The sequence below is a fragment of the Candidatus Auribacterota bacterium genome (assembly GCA_026392035.1).
In the GTDB taxonomy this organism is placed as follows: domain Bacteria; phylum Auribacterota; class Tritonobacteria; order UBA1439; family UBA1439; genus JAPLCX01.
The window spans coordinates 1-19,704 of sequence record JAPLCX010000066.1; the positions used below are offsets into that span (position 1 = coordinate 1).

The window sequence follows — 19,704 nt, forward strand, 5'->3', positions numbered from 1 at the left end:
TTAAGCGCGCGTATATTTAAGTTGGAGCCGACATACACCCTCCCGTCGCTCCCAATCGCGGGAGCGGAAACCGGATTAGTGGCCGCAGTGCCGGAAGTCTTATAGCTCCATGAAAGCGCCGGCTTCGACGGCCCCGCATAAGGGCTCAGTCCCGTATGCCTCGCATCATGATGAAACATCGGCCAGAGCAGAGGCCGCGGCGTCGGTGTGATCGTCGGGGTCGGCGTGATCGTCGGTGTTGACGTCTCTGTCGGTGTCGGGGTTATCGTCGGCGTCTGGGTCGGCGTGCGCGTCGGGGTGTTCGTCGGTGTTTCTGTCGGCGTCTCTGTTGGTGTAGGCGTTATTGTCGGTGTCTCAGTCGGCGTGGGTGTTGCAGTAGGTTCAGCGAGGTCATACAATATACCGTTATAATCACCGACAACGATATTCCCATCAGCCGAAATCGCGCATGACGAAGACCAAGGCCCCACAGCCAGTCCGCATGTCCATACCAGCGTTCCGTTTGAGTTGAGGGAATAGACCCCGTCCCCCCCCCAGCACGCCCCGAAATATATCCTGCCATCGGAATCTATGGCGGCCGAATTGACTATCGGACTACCGATATCGTAAGCCCACGCCAACGTACCGTTACTGTTCAGCGCATAGAATCTACCGTCCTGAGACCCGACACATATCGTGCTTCCACTGATTGCGGCGGTAGCCTCAAGCTGGCCTCCCGCAACATAACTCCACCTGAACGCACCGGTGTTTGTCAGCGCATATAATCTGTTACCCCAAGAGCTGACACACACCACTGAATCACTCACCATCGGGCTTGCCATCACGTATCCGCCCGTCAGGTAACTCCATGCGAAACTACCGTTGGAGTTAAGCGAATAAACCTTCCCATCATTGAGTCCGAAATACAATTTCCCATCATAACTTGGGGATGAAGCACCGCACCCACCGCTTGCTGAGTAACTCCAGCTGAGGGTCGCATTTGAGTTGAGCGAATAGAGATTACTGTTGTCGCTCCCGAAATACAGGTTGCCCGAACTATCCTCATAGGGACTACCGTTTGGCACTCCAGCACTATACGACCATGCCAGACTGCCGGTTGGGTTAAACGCATATAGGGGTAGAGCACCGTTACTACTTGTCAGTATTTTCCCGTTTTCCGATATTGTGATGCCGTTAGACGCCCAGACCGGAAGGTCATACGACCACAGCATACCCCCCGCAGAATTGAGTTTGTATAAAGCATTTTCTACGCCCCCGTCCTCCTTCCCGTATGAGCAATAGATGTTCCCCGCGCCGTCTATCACAGGAGAACAGTTAATCGTATCTGGCATTATGTATGACCATCTCACAACAGCACTGGACAGTCCGCCATACGGCGATACGCCTGTCCTGCCAGCATCGTGGTGAAACATTGGCCACGGGAGAGGCGTTGGCGTTATCGTCGGTGTCTCCGTCGGCGTACAAGTCGGTGTTAAGTCACTCCATGTAGGAGTTATTGTCGGTGTCTCGGTCGGCGTGGCGGTTTCCGCCTCAGCCGGCTTTAACGTATCCGTGGAAAAAGTAGGGAGAAAATAATCGGGCGCTGAAGACAGCTCATACTCGGCTGTGTCCCCGTAGTAGCTTGCCGCCGAAATGGCGCCGGCATCCCAGGCCCTGATATACACCTGCGCGTTGTCGGGCCCGGACACTGAGATACTGAATTCACCGGCGCCGGTAAACTCCCATTCCAAATCATCATCTCCTACAGCCCAATTACCCAAAAGTACATCATCTCCCCCTAGATAATCCGGTTTCGTAGGATCGGGCGGGTCTATCTCACCGTTGCTGTAAATTACCTGGAGAAGATCCCCAACTGCCAGCGGATTCCCTAAACCAGCATTATTATCTACTTCAGTCGGGGTAGGGCATGCGGCACCAACGAAAAAAAAGGCTTGCCCAGCCTCTGATGCTCTGACAATCCCTAAAAGTACGCAAAAAACTGTAATCGTTAAAATCCTATTGTATCTCATTATGATACCCCCGTTGCTCTCTGGCAATTGCCCCATGTAAGCGCTCTATCATTCACTTCGGTAAAGCCATTCATGTTGCAAGCGTCGGCTGCACTACAGTTTTTTATATCCCTTGTAGAGATCAACCATTTCAAGCAACGCTATCGCGATCCCGAACTTCGATCTCTCGCTGAATCCCTTAACATCACTGTCAACTCGAACAACCCTTGCGACGAGCTCGCGGCCTCCAGAACCTTTGGCCACAGGCTTGACATGAATATTCAGCTCCGTCCCAGGCTGGAATTCGTTTCGGCTAAGGAAAAACGCGCCCCCGGGAGAAGTATTGATAATCACCGTATCTTCTGAAACTTTATTATTATTTATATCCTCCCCCTCAAACCTGATGGGGATATAGATGTTATGCCGTTGAGTTCCCCTCTTTTCGACTTGCGAAGAATCTTCCAGCTCCATATTCATATCCATTTCCAGATCTCCAAGACAGATTATGTCCTTCCTCATATTCCTAATACGCAATATCCATGCCATAATAGATATTATATTATTTAGATCTGCTAATAAGCTGCCCGCCAATGCATTACGTACTAGGCTATAATTAGGGGGAAATATGTCATTCTTCTGAGTGATACATATTTATGTCTCATTTATGTCTCACTGGATGAAATGCTATTTTGGTTTAAGTTAGTTATGGTGTAACTGCTCAGGAACCAGAATTCAGGAATCAGGAGCCAGGAGTTGGAATGAGGACGCCGGCGGCGACATTTGAGGACTTGGGATACGGCGATGTTTCCGAGTTAATGCAGTTACTCGAAGAGGTCAGTAAGCTACTGGAAGCTTAGTCGCGATCCATTCTGGATTCTGGCTCCTGGCTTCTGACTACCTGAGTAGTTACGGCGTGGGTATCTATTTCGGGAATATTAAAAACAGAAAACTATCTCTTGGATTTTATCTTCAGCTTTTGGAGCCGGCGATAGAGCGTAGCCCTGCTCATGTCAAGCAGCCTGGCTGCAAGCACGCGTTTCCCATTTGCTTTTTTCAATGCGTCCAGGATGCGCTCCCGCTCATCCTTATATTCCATCCCGGCCATTGCCTGCTTTGTGATCGGACCCTGCAATTCCGGAGGAAGGTCTTCGGGCTCTATCTCCGACCCGAGGCAGCGCATGACCGCAAATTCTATCGCGCTTTTCAATTCGCGCACATTCCCCGGCCAATGGTAGCTAATGAGCATGCGCATCGCTTTATCGCTAACCCTTCGAACAGGTTTGCCGCTTGTCGCGCGGCACCTGTCAAGAAAGGTATCGACAAGTATCGGGATATCGTCGCGGCGTTCCCTGAGGGGAGGGAGCAGGATTCTCGCCACCCTGATCCTGTACAGCAGGTCCGCCCGGAACTCCCCCTTCTCAACCGCCTGGTCTAGACTCCTGTTCGTCGCAGCGATGACTCTTACGTCCACTTTACGGGGAACGGACTCGCCAAGGGGGGTGATCTCCTTTTGCTCGACAACCCGCAGGAGACTTGTCTGTATATTCAGTGGGACATTGCCGATCTCGTCAAGAAAGAGCGTCCCGCCGCTGGCGGCCTCGAACAGACCCTTGTAGTCCTCGACGGCCCCCGTGAAGGCGCCGCGCTTGTGGCCGAAGAGCTGGCTTGCGAGCAATGAATCTGTGAACACGGCGCAGTTTACCGCCAGGAAAGGCTTTCCCCTGCGTCGGCTGGTAAAATGTATCGCGCGGGCTGCGAGCTCTTTGCCGCTGCCGGTTTCGCCCTCGATGAGCACCGTCCAGTCAACCTGTGCAATTTCATGAATCTGCTGGTACACCCGCTGCATCGCTTTGCTTTTGCCCACCAGCTCATGGAATTTGGCTTTCTTCCCCAATTCGCGGCGGAGGTTGTAAACATCGGACACATCATAGAAATGAAATATCTTCCTCCTTGGATCTCGCGGGTCATCGTGAATCTCGACCTCGATCCAGCGCTTAGATTTTCCCTCACTCTCCATGCACACCGAAAGCCGGGCCCGAAGATGTTCCGGCTTTTTGATCATCTCCTCCAGTTCACTCTTCTCCTGTTCTTGGAATGGGAAGAACTCGAGCCAGCTTTTCCCCTGCGCCTCTTCACTGCTCTTGCCGGTGAGGAACTGGCCCGAATCGCTGAGAAAAGTTATCATGCCCTTCTCATCGGTCATAGCAGTTCCAATCCGCAACTGATTAAGAATAGCGAGCATATCGTTGAGACTTTTCAACTGTTGTTCGATGACGCTCTGAATCTTCATCGCGGCCGCCTTGCGCTCCGTAATATCAAGGACGGTGCCAACCAATCCGCCTATAGAGCCGTCGGGATTATTGAAAGTCGCCTTATGGAACACGACATCCCGATCGACGCCCTCCGCGTCCATTAGCCTCGACTCATACTCCTGAGAACCCGGCCTTTCAAAAAAAGCTCTATCCATCCGGGTATGTTTGTCGGCGAGATCCTTGAGGGCTATATCGTACGCATGCTTGCCTACTATCGAGTCTTTCTTCTGTCCGGTGAGGTTACTGAACGCCACGTTACAGCCCAGGTAGCGCCCGTCAACACTTTTATAAAAAACCGGAATCGGAATTGAATCGATCAATGCCTGCTGGAATTTGAATTGGTTTCTTACCCTTTCTTCCGCCTCCCTGCGTTCGCTTATATCCCTTACCACAGACTGGACAAGGCCATCCCCCTCTGGCGACACGATCTTGGAGCTGATGCTTACAGGGATGATCCTCCCGTCCTTTCTCACCTCCTCGCTGTCGAATACCATGGAGCCGTTTTTAATCAGTAGCGCCATCTTCTCGCTTACGATACGCGCGCTTTGCGGGGTCGTTATCTTTGAGAGGTGCGCCCCGATGAGCTCGCCCCTGGTATAACCCAGCATCCTGCCGACGGCCTCGTTCACATCCAGGATAATTTCTTTAAAATTGTGCACATAAAGAACATCATTGATGTTCTCGACTATGGTCCTGTAACGCAGCTCACTCTCACATAACGCCGCTTCCGCCCTTTTGCGCTCGGTGATATCCATATTGACCTCGGCGCACAACCATTCGCCCGCCTTGTTCTTGAACGGGATCGTGATTACCTGGATAGGCCTGTTTCCCTCCCTGGGCAGCGTCTCTTCGCTAACCACGCGTCCTTTCGTTTTCAATGCCGTGGCGACACCGCATCCGGGGCAGATCTCCTTTCTCCCCATAAAATATTCATAACATTTTTTCCCGCCCGGATCTCCGTAGACCTTCATCCACTCGGGATCGATGTAGCGTATGTTGTAGGAGGAATCTATGATATCGAAGCCGGTCCCGGTGGCGCCGAGTATAAATTCTATTTCCTCCCGGAGGACCTCCAGTTCTTTCACAGCCCCGCTGGATCGCGTGATATCCTCTGAAATAACCAATATATACATCGGCTCGCCGCGCTCGTCGAAAATTGGCGTTCTCTGCGTGTATAGCATGCGGGCCCCCAGTATGGGGCTGGGGTAAAATTCTTCAGGAGTGACTACCGTTTTGCGCTGTTGCAGGGATTCGCGGTCCTTTTCACGGATCAGATCGGCCTGTTGCCTCGGAAGAATATCATAGTCGGTTTTCCCGAGAACCTCTTCCTTTTTAAACCCCGAGAGACTTACATGGGACCTGTTCCATACGATATAGGTCCCGTCCCTCGCCGCCTTTAATGCAATGGCGACGGGAAGGTTGTCCAGGAGCGCTTCGAGCAGGATATCACGACCTCTATCCACAATGTATTCCTTTCACATATCCGATCAAAATTATAACAAGAACTGGACACGCATAAAATGGTATTACCATTGCTGGTGGCGCTTGGCAATTTGTACACTACTAGTTATAATACAGATTGGACAGTAGGGCTGACGAAGTGATCGATAGATCAATTACACTTGTTGAATTGCCGGCAACAGCATTTGGATTATTGAACGGCGAACCGGTGGAAGATGTGTATTGCCGCTTCGAGCTGCCCGCGCGAGCCATTCCTTTGCTCCACGGGATACTGCTGAGGGAGGGGTTCACTGATGTCGTAAGTATCAATCCCGCCTTCAACACACCTGCCGGACGCTTGAATCCCCGCGATATGGAGCGGATTGCCGCGTCTGATTATCTGCTCGTCTCTGCGATCACCCGGACCATTTCGCAGTCGAAGGAACTGGGGATTCTCTATAAGAGTCTCAATCCCAGGGGAATAATCATCATCGGGGGAGTGCACGCGACATACTGTCCCGAGGAATGCCTGGAGTGGGCCGATTATGTAGTGAGAAAAGAGGGAGACAAAACGCTCCCGAGGTTACTGAGGGCGCTGGCGCATCATGGCACGCCCGATGGCGTGGACGGCATCAGTTACAAACAAGGCGCGCGCATCGTGCATGCGAAGCCTGCAGTGCCCCTGAGCCAGGATGAGCTGTCAGATCTGCCGCTGCCGCATTATGACGACTATTTTATGAGACATGTGCGGGTGTGGCCTGTAACCACCTCGCGTGGCTGCCCCATGCAATGTGACTTCTGCTCGGTCTCATCCCTGTATGGAAGCTCGTACCGGAGGAGGTCTAACGAATCCATCATCAAAGATCTGGAATACATCAGGTCGCAACCGCCGAAATATATCTTCTTTACCGACGACAACTTTGCCGGAAAACCGGAGGAAACAAAACAACTCCTGCGCCTCATGATCGAGAGAGGCCTTCACGGGGAAGTATCCGTGTGCCAGCTGTGCGTTTCTGCCGCCTTTGACGAAGAATTGCTATGCCTGCTGCGGGAGGCAGGGGTAACCATCGCGTGCGTAGGTATCGAGTCCCTGAGTGATGAAACGCTGCAATTCTTGAACAAAAAGGGCGACGCGCAAAAGAATAAGACAGCGGCACGGCTGTTCCGGAAAGCCGGGATATGGGTCCACGGCATGATGATGATCGGCGGAGACGGTGATACGGAGAAAAGCCTTATGGAAACCGCGCGATGGGCTCGGGGCAACCTCGATAGCGTTCAATACTGCACGACTGTTCCTGTGGCGGGCACAAAGTTTGGGGAAGATATGAAAAGGGCGGGACGTGTCCTGACGGATGAGCCTTACTTGTACGATGGGCACCATGTGGTATTGCAGCCCAGGCATTTTACCTCCTACCGATTACAGAAGATCATATTCGATATGTACCGGCAATTCTATTCTTTTGGAGAATCTGTTCGGGCAGCGGCACGAGCAGCCTGTTCCCTGAGGATGCTCAATGCCCTGAGGCAACTGCTTATGTACTTCCACGTGAACAAAATATTAAAGACGGCGTTTAAGAACCCCCAGGTATGTGCCCATCTGAGATGGTTGCTCAGCATTGAATCATCCGGGGCACACAATAAACAATTGTAACTACTCAGGTAGTCAGAAGCCAGGAGCCAGAATCCAGAATGGATCGCGAATAAGCTTCCAGTAGCGTGCTGACCTCTTCGAGTAACTGCACATTCTAACTCCTGGCTCCTGACTCCTGAATTCTGGATCCTGAGCAGTTATTCCAGATCTTTCAATGCTTTCCCCTCAGCTAAAGGCCTCGGGGCCTTCGGCAAGACCTCCGGCTTCGCCTCCGGCGCGCGCGCCTTTGAAGTTTTACCGGAATAGCAGGGTCAAATCAGGCTCATTCCGTCTCTCCCCCGGATTAATTCCCGGGACCGGGCGGCACCGCGCCGGCGGCCGGCAGGGTCGGGCCCGAGGGTGAATTCGAGGGGTTGCGTTTCGGGCTTTCGATGTATCCCCGCAACATCCAGTGCCGCTGGAGCCCCTCGAACAGCATCTGCGCCGCCCGCATGGTATCCCGGAACTGGGCCAACTGGCCGTGGATATCCTCGCTCAACAGGAGTTGCAGCAGGACCTCGTGCTCGTGCATGGCATTGCCGGTCTGCGCCATGAATGCCGGCATTTCATCGAGAACGATGTTCAGTTTCTCCAGTGTCGGCAGGCCCCTCGTGCGGAATTCCTCCAGGAACAGCGAGGCTTGCTCCGTGATGCCTTTGTCCGCCGTGCAGGAGATCTGACTGCCGCCGGGCATCAGCGGGTCATGGCGGTTGCCGATGGATATGTCCACAAATGAATCGCCGACCACGATCAGCGTCTTTTTCACCACGGCCACCGAGTTCGCGCGCACAAAGCCGTGGAAACTCTCCTTCAGCTCGAAGGTGGCCTCGATCGTGCCTTCCGCGGTGGGGTGAATGCGGATGACGCTGCCAACGGCAGTATCGCGGATTCTCACCTCTGAGCCCTTTTTCAGCCCGTAGGTCCCTTCCCCGGGCTGGAACACGGTGTGGAGCCGGAATTTTGGCTCAAACAGGCCCTGGGCGCGGCCCGCCAGGAAGATACCCGCGAGCAGGGCTGCGATCGCAAGAATCACGAAGGCACCGGTGATTTCATTGACAAATCGAAACTTGAATGTCGTGTCCGCCATAGGTCATCCCTTTCCGGCTACCGCCGGTCCGGATATCATCCGTTTTCAATCCTCGCCAGGGTCACGCCACGCATGGCATACCGCGCGGCCGGCGGCAACGCCGCGTGCCGTGCAATCCGATCGTTGTCTGTCAGCCACAGCACGACCGCCCCTCGCGCGCAGGCTTCCCGCACGGCACCGATCAGCCGCGGCACGTGTTCCAACGGCACGCCGCGCATGGGGCGTTCCAGCAGGACCAGCAGGGGACTCCCGAGGAAGGCCCTGATCCATTCGGCCCGCCGCAACTCCTGGTGCGGCACCAGGGAAGGCCGGGTCCTCGGCAGTCCGCTCAAGCCGAACGCCCGGGCCAGCGCCTCGGCCTCCGCCAGAATCTCCGCGACGGGCCGCCGGGTGTGGTGCTGTTGTGAAAGAGTCACATTCTCGTTCACGTCTAGGTTACTGATCCATCCGTGGCCGTCGAAGACGCGGCCGATCTGCGAGCGCCTCTGCAACGCCCGCTCCGGGGGCATGGCGGTCCACGCCTCGCCCTGGAACAGGATGCAGCCTTCTTCGGGGCACAGCAGTCCCTCCGCCAGATCGGCAAGCGGCAATTGCTCGTTGCCCGGCTCCACCTGAATGAGGGTGAGCGTGCCCGGTAGAAACCGCGGATTGACATGGCACAGGGCGGCGTGTCCCAACGGCGCCGCCGCAATCGTCACATCCGCGAATTCAAGGAGGGGATCGTTTCTGTTCATTTTCCGACTGCCCGCCTTCGGCCTCAGCCGCTCCTTTTCCTCAGATGTACGTCAGCACGGATACAATAGCGGAAATAATGAAGAGCGCCGCAATGGAGCGCACAACCGCCCGCGTGGCGGCCTGCGGCACCTCCGTGATGGAATAGCGCACACTGAGGCCCTCAATGATGCAAATACCCGCCGTGAACATGCCGGGAACCAGCGTCTTTGCCAGCAGGTTGTACACATCCGCCGGACGAAGGGCATGCAGGACGATTTTCAGAAAAATCACCGGATCCGTGCCGCCTGCACCGAAGAGAATGCCGAATGCATAACCGCTGACAAACGAAACGACGATACACCAAATGGTCAGGCAAAAAACCGAAACGGCCATGGCCAGGGACCGCGGGATGGCAAGATACAGCAGCGCATCCATGCCCTGGGCCTCCAGGACCCTGGTCTCACCGAGTACCTTCATATTTCCCAGCTCGACCGTCATAGCCGCGCCGCTGCGCCCGATGACGATGAAATTGACCAGGAGCGGCGCCACCTCGCGGATAATCACCGCGACCAGAATAGTTCCCAGGAATTCAGACTGGCCGGCCTTGCTCAGCCAGACCTGGGCCTGCACGACGACAGAGATGCCGGTCAGAAACGCCACCATTGACACGAAGGGCAGGGCCTCGATGCCCGTGAACAGAATCTGGCGCGCGAACACCGCGCGGGTGGTGCGCGGCCAGTGCCTCGGCCGGGTCGCCTGCCCGAGGATGCTGCTCAGGACGGCAAAGAGATGCGTGACCGCCCGCATCCGGTTAATGGTATGTTGGCCAATCGTCCCGATGAATGTCATGGGCGTTTACCGGCAGGGCGGCAGGGGCGAATCCGTCCGGGTATCCTTAATCATCTGCACCATCCGCAGGCGATCCAACTTCCGGCCGCGTCCAAATTGCGCTGGGGGTTCGGATAGTACTGTGAAATCAGGGCTACGTCTTAACTACTGCGAGAAAAGTGTTGCGATGCCGCATGGTACTCAGTAGTCAAGGCCCTGAACCTTCACACCGGTCAGATTATAGCACGCCGCGGAGGGTAAGAGGATTAGAATTAACACACACCGAGCGGGGATGCCCGGCTACCGCAGGGCTTCTCTGTATGCCACCAGCGTGGCGCGGGCGGTTTCAGTCCATGTGAAGCGCTTCGCCCTGTCGAGCCCTCTCCTGATCAACTCCTGCCTGAGCACAGCATCGTCAATCAGTTTTTTCATCGCGCCTGCCATGCGTCCTGCATCGCGAGGCGGCACCAGGAGCGCGGCGTCTCCCACCACCTCGGGCAGTGATGCAGCATCGGAACAGACCACGGGTGTCCCGCACGCCATCGCCTCGAGGGGCGGAAGGCCAAAACCCTCATAGAGGGCCGGGAAGACAAAAAGGCAGGCAGCCGAATAGAGCGCCGGCAGCACCTCATGCCCGATATACCTGCGACGTATCACCGCCTCATCGAGCTTCAGTTTCCCGATCAGCCGCCCTATCCTCCCGTCTTCCCCCCCCCAGCCCTCGCCGCCGACGAGCACCAGCTCTGGGCAATCTTCCACCTCCCGGCGCAGAATGGCATAGGCCTCGAGCAGCGTACCCAGGTTCTTCCGCGGCTCGAACGTGGCGACACAGAGGATGAAGCGCTCAGGGAGGGCATGGCGGCTGCGGACCCGGTCGGTTTCAGGCGAATGGCAGGGTCGGAAGTTCTCCCCCACCCCGAGGTAGGTTACCCGTATTTTTTCCCGGGGATAGCCGTAGAGATCAACAAGCTCCCGTGCGGTGAATTCCGAATCCACCAGGACGAGCCGGGCGCGGTCGAGCGTGGGGGATATGAGCCTCTCGAGGAACGTCACGTTTTTCGGCTCGGAAAACTCCGGCATCCTCTTGAACGCCAGATCGTGAATCGTGACGACCGCACGGGCAGAGCGGAGAGGTCGCGCGACGAAGCTCGGAAAATGGAAGAGATCCACCGGCCCCGTGAACGCATCCGCCGGGGGCCAGTCAAGCGTTTTCCAGAGAAAGCCCATCGCCCGCCGCGGGATGAGGCCGATGCGCCGCACGCTGAAGTTAGGGGCCCGGAGCGCGTCAATGTCACACGAGCCTCGTCCGAAGGCGAGACCGACGAACTCGTCAGAAGGGCCCAGGGACGGGAGATATTTTGCGAGATAGAATATGTAATGGCCGACCCCCGTGCGCTGACTGAGGACCGGCTGGATATCCAAGGCCACGCGCATCCTGGCGGCCTCTCTCTTCACTACTGCACCTCGAAGCTGATGCTCGCAAAGCCTGTCCAGTTGCTGGTGATCCATGGGTCACGGAGACTCCGCACGGTCACCACGTAGAGCGTGTGGGTGCCTACGGGGTAGTCCATCGCGATTGGGAGATCGAGGAGGAAGCCGGATCGAGGAAGCCTATCGAGCAGTACGCCGCGCGCCGCGGGTGTTTCCGCGCTGGTCAACTGCCAGGAGGAGTTGAAATACAGCAACTTCCCGTCAGGCCGTTTCAGGGCCACATAGCAGTCAACGGCGTTCTTCACGAGATCGTTACTGGGCACGAGCGCATAACTGAAATCCTCCAGCGACCCGCGGGTCACGTTCTCCGCGCTTTCGCCGAGGGTGATCTTCGGCCCCACAGGCCGAAAGGAGGGCTCGAGATAGGGAGCAATGGCCCCGTACCACTCAGGCGCCATGACGTACCGGTACCCGTTATCATTCGGGTGGTTCCCCGTGGCCCAGTCCATCAGCACTTCGGCGAAAGAGGGGATGCTGCAAAAGGCGTTCCACTGGTCAGCATACGGTATGCCGTACAACCGTGAGAGCGCCTGCACGTACCCGCCGGCGTAAAAACTACGGGTCGTCTGATACTGGAGGGGGCGGAGGGAGGGGACCGTCGGAATGAGCGTCGCGAGCACCGGAAAAACGCCGTGGCTCCTCGCACGAAAGGCCATCTGTTTCAAATTTTCCTGGACGGTGTTGAATGATATCTGAAAAAACATGTCGTTGGTGCCCTCCATGATCAGGATGCCGTCGGCGTCATAGCTGTCGAGCACACTGTCAATACGCCCCAGTCCCGTCCAGGTCTCCTCACCTGGAACGCCTTCATTGATCAAGTGGAATTTATCGGGTGTAAAATTATAGTTGAGGATCGCCTGGAGGATCACGGGATAGCCGGTGCGGGGCCCGTTTGAGCTGCTCCCGCGGCCGTAGGTGATGCTGTCGCCGAACGCGATGATATCAATCCGCCGGCCTACCGGCGTGGCCGTGTTCTCGACCGGTGTCTGGGTCGGGGTGAACGTGGGGGAGGCGGGCGTTTCAGTCTGCGTGCCGCGCAGCGATGCAGCCTTTGACGCTGAAGGGGTCGGCGTGGGCTCATCAAGAGTCAGTGCCGTCGCTTCCCCCGCTGCAGCATTCTCCTGCTCATCCATGAGCTGTTTCAGATAGACCGATCTGGAGAATCCATCGGCTCCTCTCCACACAATGGCAGTCTCCATGGGCAGTTGTGCCTCAACAAGCTTCTCCAGAAGGCCGTGCGGCAGCTCGCCCCGATCCTGAGGAATGATTAGCGCACCCGCGTATCGCTCGACATACCTCCACCCGTCAAAACTTTTCCACCGTATGGAGAATGCGCCGCCGGCTCCTGCAACAATTGAGGGGAGGATATCCGGAACATTATTCTGCTCATGGGCGCGGCGGGGCTCGCTCCATCGCCCCCCTGTCCGGACCGCGTAAAATATATCTTCGAACATCCCATTCTCCGTCTCAGCCCAGGCGATCACCGCGGTGTCACCCACGGCCAGCGCCGGGATCCCACGGTGCCTCCCTCGCGATAGAGCCGCTATCTCGGGAGTTGACCATCTCGATCCATCGGACCCGCTGAACAGAATGTCACCCTTATTATTGAGCCATGTCACGAAGGGCAGGTCGCGAGGGCCAATCGCCAGGGCCGGCGCGAATGACGCACCATCGCCTGCGGCAATGACACCCGGTTCGCTCAAACTGCCCGCAGAGAATGAGCGCGCGAGAACGCGGTCATTCTCCGGATACGCCACCCATGCCTCCGGCGCAGCACCGCGAGCACCGACGGCGGAGAGCGCGAGCGGGGCGCACATGATGACGGCGATTGCTGGTGTGGTGAGTTTCATCAGTTCACCATCTCCTTTATCTTGTACACCGGCTTCTTTGCAATCTCATGGTGCGTCCGCGTCAGCATCTCCCCCAGGAGGCCCATCGTGATGAACTGGAATCCGCCGAGGATGAGGAGCATGGAGACAATCAGGAGCGGACGCCCGCCGATAGCGTGCCTGAGGACGAACTTCGCGTAGGTGAGGTATGCGAGGGACACAAGCCCGAGAAACGTCGAGGCGAAACCGATGAGGCCGAAGATCTGCATCGGCCTCGTGGCGAAGCTGAGGAAGAACTTCACCGTGAAGAGATCGATGATCACGCGGAACGCGCGTGTCAGACCATACTTCGAAACCCCTCTCGTGCGAGGGTAATGCCTCACCTTCACTTCGGTGATGGTAGCACCCACGCCCGTGGCGAGAGCGGGGATAAAGCGGTGCAGTTCACCGTAGAGGCCTATTTTTGAGATGAGATCGTGCCGATAGGCCTTGAGCGTGCACCCGTAGTCATGGAGCTTGCAGCCAGACACCAGCGAGATCAGCCTGTTCGCAAGAATGGAGGGAAGGCGTCTGGTCAAAAACGGCTCCTTCCGGTCCGCGCGCCAGCCGCTGACGATATCGTACCCCTCTTCGATTTTGCTTATGAGCATCGGGATGTCCCGTGGATCGTTCTGGAGATCCCCATCCATGGTGATGATGATCGAGCCGCGGGCATGGTCGATGCCGGCGGCGAGGGCGGCCGTCTGGCCGAAGTTGCGTCGGAACTGTATCGCGCGGACAGAATTGTCTCTCTCGCAGATTGCTCTCAAGAGCTCAAAGGTATTGTCCATGGAGCCGTCGTCCACGAGAATTATCTCGTATGAATGTCCCAGCTTCTGGAGCGAAGGCTTGAGTCTGTCGTAGAATCTCTCGACATTGGGGCCCTCGTTGTAAAGGGGGACGAGAATAGAAATATACACACCAGCAGTTTGTTCATTCATAATCACCCTACTCCTAAATCTTAGGACTAATTACTATACAGCATCTATTGTGAACGTGTCAAGGGGGCTACGCTCGACAAAGGGGCTCCGCGTCGCCCGCGATTATGATATAATGAGGCCGCCATGAAAAGATCGAAAGTTGCCATTTTGAGAACGTCCCCTGCGACGGTGCTGAGGGATTATCACAGGTTATTGAACCTCGCCGGCTATCAGGACGCCCTTCCCAAGGACCGCGAGACCGCGCTCAAGATCAATATCAGCTGGCATTTCTTTTTCCCCGGTTCCTCAACACCCCCCTGGCAGCTTGACGGCGTCATCAGGGCAATGAAGAGAGATGGTTACGACCCGGCCCGCATCCATGGCTGCCACAACCGGACGGTGGTCATCGATGCCCACCTCGGGGAGCGGGAAAATAAGCAGATCAACGTCCTCGATGCCCACGGGCTTGAGAACGTCCACCTCTATGAGCGGGAGGAGTGGATTCACATCCGTGATGCGGTGGGCGATCTCACCGAGAAGTTCCTCTGCCTCAACCAAGTTTATCCCGATGGCTTCATGATCCCCAGGAGGTTCATCGGCGAAAATATTGTCCACCTGCCCACGGTGAAGACCCATATATTTACCACCACCACCGGCGCCATGAAAAACGCCTTCGGGGGCCTCCTGAACGAACGGCGGCACTGGACGCATCCGGTGATCCACGAGACCCTTGTGGATCTCCTGATGATTCAGAAGAAGATACACAGCGGCCTCTTTGCGGTGATGGACGGCGCCTTCGCGGGCGACGGACCGGGCCCCCGATGCATGAGGCCGTACGTGAAGAACGTCATCCTCGCCTCTGCGGACCAGGTGGCGATTGACGCCGTCGCGGCGAAGATCATGGGGTTCGACCCCCTCCGCGACCTGAAATTCGTGCGCCTGGCACACGACGCGGGGCTCGGCTGCGGCGACCCGCGCGAGATTGAGATCGTGGGCGATAGGAGCGCGGCTGACGAAAACTGGCATTTCGTCGGGCCGTTCAACAAGATGACCTTCGCGAGCAGGATGCAGCACAGGATCTACTGGGGGAAGCTCAAGAAACCAGTGGAGTGGACGCTCAAGACCGTCCTCGCCCCGTGGGCGTACATAGCCAGCGTTCTCTACCACGATATCTTCTGGTATCCCACTCACCAGCACATCATACACGACGCCCTGAGAAGCGACTGGGGGCGGCTCTTCAACAACTGGGAGGAGCTGGCGATACCGCCGGACGATCTCGATCGCGCGGGCTGGGATAATGTGGGAGACGCGCCGGCCAGTCTCAGGCGCGAGAGCCTGAAGCTCTTCAAGAAATCGGTGTGCGTCCTCGGGACCTGCATCAGAGAGGCGCCGGAATTCGCCGCGCGGAAGAGGCGCAAGAGAAGCATCCGGGAGAAATAATAATTCCACCCCCGCCATGTCTTGGCGGCCAGCCGCATAACGCACAAAACAATCCTATCCAGATGATCCCAGCGCCTGGTCAAGGTCGGCGAGTATGTCGTCGATGTGCTCGAGACCGACGGAGAGACGCACGAGCTCGGGCGTGAGGCCGCTCGCCCGTTGCTGCTCCTCGTTGAGCTGGGAGTGGGAGGTGCTTGCCGGATGGAGGGCGAGGCTCTTCGCGTCTCCCACGTTTGCGAGGTGGGAGAATAACCTGAGGCTGTTGATGAAAGCCTCCCCCGCCGTCTGCCCGCCTTCTATCCCGAACACCACCATGCCGCCGAACCCCTTTTTGAGATAGCGGCTCGCTACGGGGTAGGTGGGATCATCCTCGAGGCCGGGATAGCGCACCCACCCCACCCGCGGGTGTTTCTTCAGGAATCGGGCGACCGCGAGGGCGTTGTCGCAGTGCCGCTGCATTCTCAGGGGGAGCGTTTCGATCCCCTGGAGAAAAATCCAGGCGTTGTCGGGAGAGATGCATGCCCCGAGATTCCTCAGTGGCACCAGCCTCATCCTTGTGATGAACGCGAGCGGGTTGAGCTCCCCGAGGTCGTGGGCATAGCGGATCCCGTGGTAGCTCGGATCGGGCTCATTGTAGAACCTGAACTTCTTATCTGTCCAATCGAACTTCCCCGAATCCACCACGATACCTCCGATCCCTGTCCCATGTCCGCCGAGCCACTTGGTGAGCGAGTGGCAGACGATGTCGGCGCCGTGTTCGATCGGCGCAAGGAGGTAGGGGGTGGTGAACGTTGAATCCACGATGAGCGGAAGGTGGTGCTTTTTAGCGATGCGCGCGACCGCCGCGATATCCGTGAACTCGAGGACGGGGTTGCCGATCGTTTCGATGTAGAGTGCGCGGGTCTTCCCGCTGATGGCGGCGGCGAAGTGTTCCGGCGTGCGCGGATCCACGAACACGACCTTGATGCCAAACTGGGGGAGGATGCAGTCGAACATCGTATAGGTGCCGCCGTAGAGATTGTTCGCGGAGACTATTTCCTCGCCGGTTGAGCATATGTTGATGATCGTGTTGAAGATTGCCGCCGTCCCTGAGGCATGGGCGAGGGCAGCGGGAGCGCCCTCGAGGGCGGCCACGCGCTTTTCGAGCACGTCCTGGGTCGGGTTCATGAGCCTCGAATAGATATTGCCCAGTTCCTTGAGCGCGAAGAGATTTGACGCGTGTGCGGTATCCTTGAACACGTATGAGCTCGTGCGGTAGACGGGAACGCCGCGGGAGAGGGTGTCCGTGTCGGGCGTCTGCCCCGCGTGCAGCGCGAGTGTCTCAAAACGGTAGCTCTTCTTTTTCATGGTAGTCAGACCTCCTCAAACAACGGCGTGCTCAGGTACCTCTCGCCGGTGTCGCATATTACGGTCACAATGACCTTGCCCGCATTTTCCGGTCTCCCGGCCACCTGGACTGCCGCCCACACATTGGCCCCGGCAGAGATACCCGCGAGTATCCCTTCCTCACGCGCGAGTCTCCGCGCCATGGCGAAGGCATTCTCTTTTGACACGGTCAGAATCCCGTCTATGATGCCCCTGTTCAGGATGTCGGGTACGAATCCGGCGCCGATCCCCTGGATGGCGTGGGGGCCTGGCTTCCCGCCGGAGAGCACCGGTGAGTCCTCCGGCTCGACCGCGATCACCTGAAATCCAAGTTTCCTCTTCTTGAAGACCTCGCCCACGCCGGTGAGGGTGCCGCCGGTGCCCACCCCCACGACAAGTATATCCACGTTTCCGTCCGTGTCCCGCCATATCTCCTCGGCGGTCGTCCTGCGATGCACCTCCGGGTTTGCCGGGTTCTTGAACTGCTGCGGCATGAACGCCCCCGCCGTCTCGCGGACGAGCTCCTCGGCCTTCTGGATGGCTCCCCGCATCCCCAGGGCGCCCGGTGTCAGGACGATCTCCGCCCCAAAAAATTTCAGGAGCTTCCTCCGCTCCAGGCTCATGGTCTCGGGCATGGTGATGATGAGCCGGTAGCCGCGCGCGGCGCAGACGAAGGCGAGTGCGATTCCCGTATTCCCGCTCGTGGGCTCGATGACGGTTCCTCCCTTTGTGAGAAGGCCTGCCTTCTCCGCGGCGTCTATCATGCTCACGCCGATCCTGTCCTTGACGCTCGAGCAGGGGTTGCACGATTCAAGCTTCGCGAGGACCGTCGCCTTCGCGCCGCCGGTGACGCGGTTGAGCCGCACCAGGGGCGTATTGCCGATTGTTTTCGTGATGTCCTGAGCGATCCCCGCCATATAATTCCTCCAGCGCGCCGCTCTATTATGATAACCTATTGCCGCTCCGGAGGCATATGAAAATCCGCCGTTGTATCGTAACTCCTCTGTCACATAAGGTGAGAGACAAGCCCCTCACCCTCCCCTCTCCCCTTTGGGGAGAGGGAAAGGGTGAGGAGGGATTTATTTCCCGCAGGACTGAGAGATTACGCAGTATCGCGCTGAGCATCGTGTTGCTGTTCGCGCTCTCGGCCTGCGCGAGGGTCGAGCGCTACCCGCTTAGCATACTCCACACGAACGATGTGCACGGACACATTGCGCCGGAGAGGGTCGAGGGATGGAGGGAGCGCTCCGGCGGGGCGGCATCCCTCGCCGGCTGCGTCAGGGATATCCGCGCTGAGAATCAGAAGAGCGGCATTCCCACGCTCCTCCTTGACGCCGGCGATATATTCCTGGGGACTCCCGAGGGAAATGTGTCACGGGGGAAAGCGATGACCGAGGTGATGAATGCGGACGGGTACGACGCGATGGCGGTCGGCAACCATGAGTTTGATCTCGGCGTTGACATCCTGGAGGGGCTCGCGGAATCGGCCCGCTTCCCGATTCTCGGGGCGAATGTGATCAGTTCAGTGACCGGGCGGCTGCCCCCGTTCTTGAAGCCGTATCTGATCAAGGAATGCGGGCCGCTCAGGGTGGGGATCATCGGCGTCATCACCGAGCAGACACCTGTCATCGTCATGCCGGGGAGGACGGAGAAGATAATCTTCAAGGATACCCGGGAGGTGGTTCGCTCCTGCGTGGCTGCCCTGAACGAGAAAGGCGTGAATTTTGTCATTCTCCTCAGCCACTGCGGATTCGGGGAGGATAAGAAGCTCGCCTCGGCCGTCGGCGGCATCGGCGTCATCATCGGCGGCCACAGCCATGAGCTCGTGCGGAGGCCGGTCAGGATTCGCTCCACTGGAACGCTCGTCTGTCAGGCGGGAGCCTCGGGGCAGTACCTGGGCAGGCTTACGGTGGACGTTGATCCGAAGCGTCACAGGGCCGGGAGGTGCCGGTACGAGCTGATCGCCCTCAAAGAAGGCTGCTGTACTCCGGATCCGACGGTGAAATCCATTGTTGAGCGGTGGCGCGCCAGGGCGGGTGAGAAGTTCGATGAGGCGGTGGGAAAGTCTCTTGCGGATTTTTCGAGCAGCGACACCGGCGAATCATCGCTCGGCGACCTGATCGCGGACAGCATGCGCGCGGCAACCGGGGCCGATATCGCAGTTCTCAACAGCTTCGGCATTCGCAATCCGCTGCTCAAGGGCGCCATCACCGTCCGGGATATCTACACGATGATGCCATTTGACAACACCCTCTACACCATGAGGCTCAGCGGCGCGCAGATCCGCGCGATCCTCGAGCAGGGCCTCAGCCTCCAGCTGGGGATCCTCCAGATTTCCGGCCTCAGGGTCGAGTACGATCCGAAGGCGCCGGCCGGCCGCAGGGTCGTTCGGATTGACTGCGGCGATAAGGAATTAGGTGAGAGAGCCGAATACACGGTCGTCACCAACTCCTATCTCGCGCAGGGAGGGGATTCCTATACGACCTTCTGTCAGGCCCTCAACGTGTGCAATACCGGCATCACGGATGTGGACGCGCTTAGCAACTATATCCGCGCCCGCTCGCCGATCTCTTCGGAAAGGTTTACCCCCTCGCGTCTCATCCCTCGATAGGAAAAGCAAG

Annotated in this window: 14 protein-coding genes; 3 read left to right on the forward strand and 11 right to left on the reverse strand. The window is 57.5% G+C overall.

Going from position 1 to position 19,704, the window contains the following annotated elements; genetic code table 11:
• The 3 genes from NTX71_06805 to NTX71_06815 all read right to left on the reverse strand — a co-directional run.
• Positions 1-1,730, reverse strand: a 1,730-nt coding sequence (locus NTX71_06805) for a PQQ-binding-like beta-propeller repeat protein (protein MCX6339613.1), incomplete at its 3' end; no start/stop codon positions are given.
• A 372-nt stretch (positions 1,731-2,102) separates the two neighbouring features.
• The gene (locus NTX71_06810) at positions 2,103-2,507 is read right to left on the reverse strand and encodes a PilZ domain-containing protein (protein MCX6339614.1); all 405 of its coding nucleotides are present in this window, start codon (positions 2,505-2,507) and stop codon (positions 2,103-2,105) included.
• Between the two features lie 430 nt (positions 2,508-2,937).
• Positions 2,938-5,763 carry a sigma 54-interacting transcriptional regulator gene (locus NTX71_06815; GenBank protein MCX6339615.1) on the reverse strand — a complete coding sequence of 942 codons (2,826 nt, stop codon included), beginning with the start codon at positions 5,761-5,763 and terminating at the stop codon, positions 2,938-2,940.
• A gap of 137 nt (positions 5,764-5,900) precedes the next feature.
• On the opposite strand from NTX71_06815, the gene NTX71_06820 reads away from it, so the two are divergent.
• Entirely contained in the window at positions 5,901-7,391 is a 1,491-nt protein-coding gene (locus NTX71_06820) for a radical SAM protein (protein ID MCX6339616.1), read from the forward strand.
• Positions 7,392-7,674: 283 nt separating this feature from the next.
• Here the strand turns inward: NTX71_06820 and NTX71_06825 are convergent, their stop codons facing one another.
• The 6 genes from NTX71_06825 to NTX71_06850 all read right to left on the reverse strand — a co-directional run bounded on the left by NTX71_06825 (position 7,675) and on the right by NTX71_06850 (position 14,299).
• Positions 7,675-8,457 (reverse strand): MlaD family protein, encoded by a 783-nt coding sequence (locus tag NTX71_06825; protein MCX6339617.1) that lies wholly within the window; start codon positions 8,455-8,457, stop codon positions 7,675-7,677.
• Positions 8,458-8,492: 35 nt separating this feature from the next.
• A complete protein-coding gene (locus tag NTX71_06830) occupies positions 8,493-9,191 on the reverse strand; it encodes a hypothetical protein (protein MCX6339618.1) in 699 nt (232 codons plus the stop codon).
• Between the two features lie 40 nt (positions 9,192-9,231).
• Entirely contained in the window at positions 9,232-10,020 is a 789-nt protein-coding gene (locus NTX71_06835) for an ABC transporter permease (protein MCX6339619.1), read from the reverse strand.
• A gap of 279 nt (positions 10,021-10,299) precedes the next feature.
• Positions 10,300-11,454 (reverse strand): glycosyltransferase family 1 protein, encoded by a 1,155-nt coding sequence (locus NTX71_06840; protein MCX6339620.1) that lies wholly within the window; start codon positions 11,452-11,454, stop codon positions 10,300-10,302.
• Positions 11,454-13,340, reverse strand: a complete 1,887-nt coding sequence (locus NTX71_06845; protein ID MCX6339621.1) for an SGNH/GDSL hydrolase family protein — start codon at positions 13,338-13,340, stop codon at positions 11,454-11,456. The genes NTX71_06840 and NTX71_06845 overlap by 1 nt, the downstream gene beginning before the upstream one ends.
• Positions 13,340-14,299, reverse strand: a complete 960-nt coding sequence (locus NTX71_06850) for a glycosyltransferase family 2 protein (protein ID MCX6339622.1) — start codon at positions 14,297-14,299, stop codon at positions 13,340-13,342. The genes NTX71_06845 and NTX71_06850 overlap by 1 nt, the downstream gene beginning before the upstream one ends.
• Before the next feature lie 123 nt (positions 14,300-14,422).
• Here NTX71_06850 and NTX71_06855 point away from each other — a divergent pair, with 123 nt between their 5' ends.
• Positions 14,423-15,718 carry a DUF362 domain-containing protein gene (locus NTX71_06855; protein ID MCX6339623.1) on the forward strand — a complete coding sequence of 432 codons (1,296 nt, stop codon included), beginning with the start codon at positions 14,423-14,425 and terminating at the stop codon, positions 15,716-15,718.
• A 54-nt stretch (positions 15,719-15,772) separates the two neighbouring features.
• Here NTX71_06855 and NTX71_06860 read toward each other — a convergent pair whose 3' ends face one another.
• Entirely contained in the window at positions 15,773-17,065 is a 1,293-nt protein-coding gene (locus NTX71_06860) for an O-acetylhomoserine aminocarboxypropyltransferase/cysteine synthase (GenBank protein ID MCX6339624.1), read from the reverse strand.
• 5 nt (positions 17,066-17,070) lie between these two features.
• Complete coding sequence (gene cysK / locus NTX71_06865) at positions 17,071-18,000, reverse strand: cysteine synthase A (GenBank protein ID MCX6339625.1); 930 nt, start codon at positions 17,998-18,000, stop codon at positions 17,071-17,073.
• A gap of 56 nt (positions 18,001-18,056) precedes the next feature.
• On the opposite strand from cysK, the gene NTX71_06870 reads away from it, so the two are divergent.
• Positions 18,057-19,694: a bifunctional UDP-sugar hydrolase/5'-nucleotidase gene (locus NTX71_06870; GenBank protein MCX6339626.1), complete on the forward strand. Its 1,638-nt coding sequence runs from the start codon at positions 18,057-18,059 to the stop codon at positions 19,692-19,694.
• Positions 19,695-19,704: the final 10 nt, after the last annotated feature.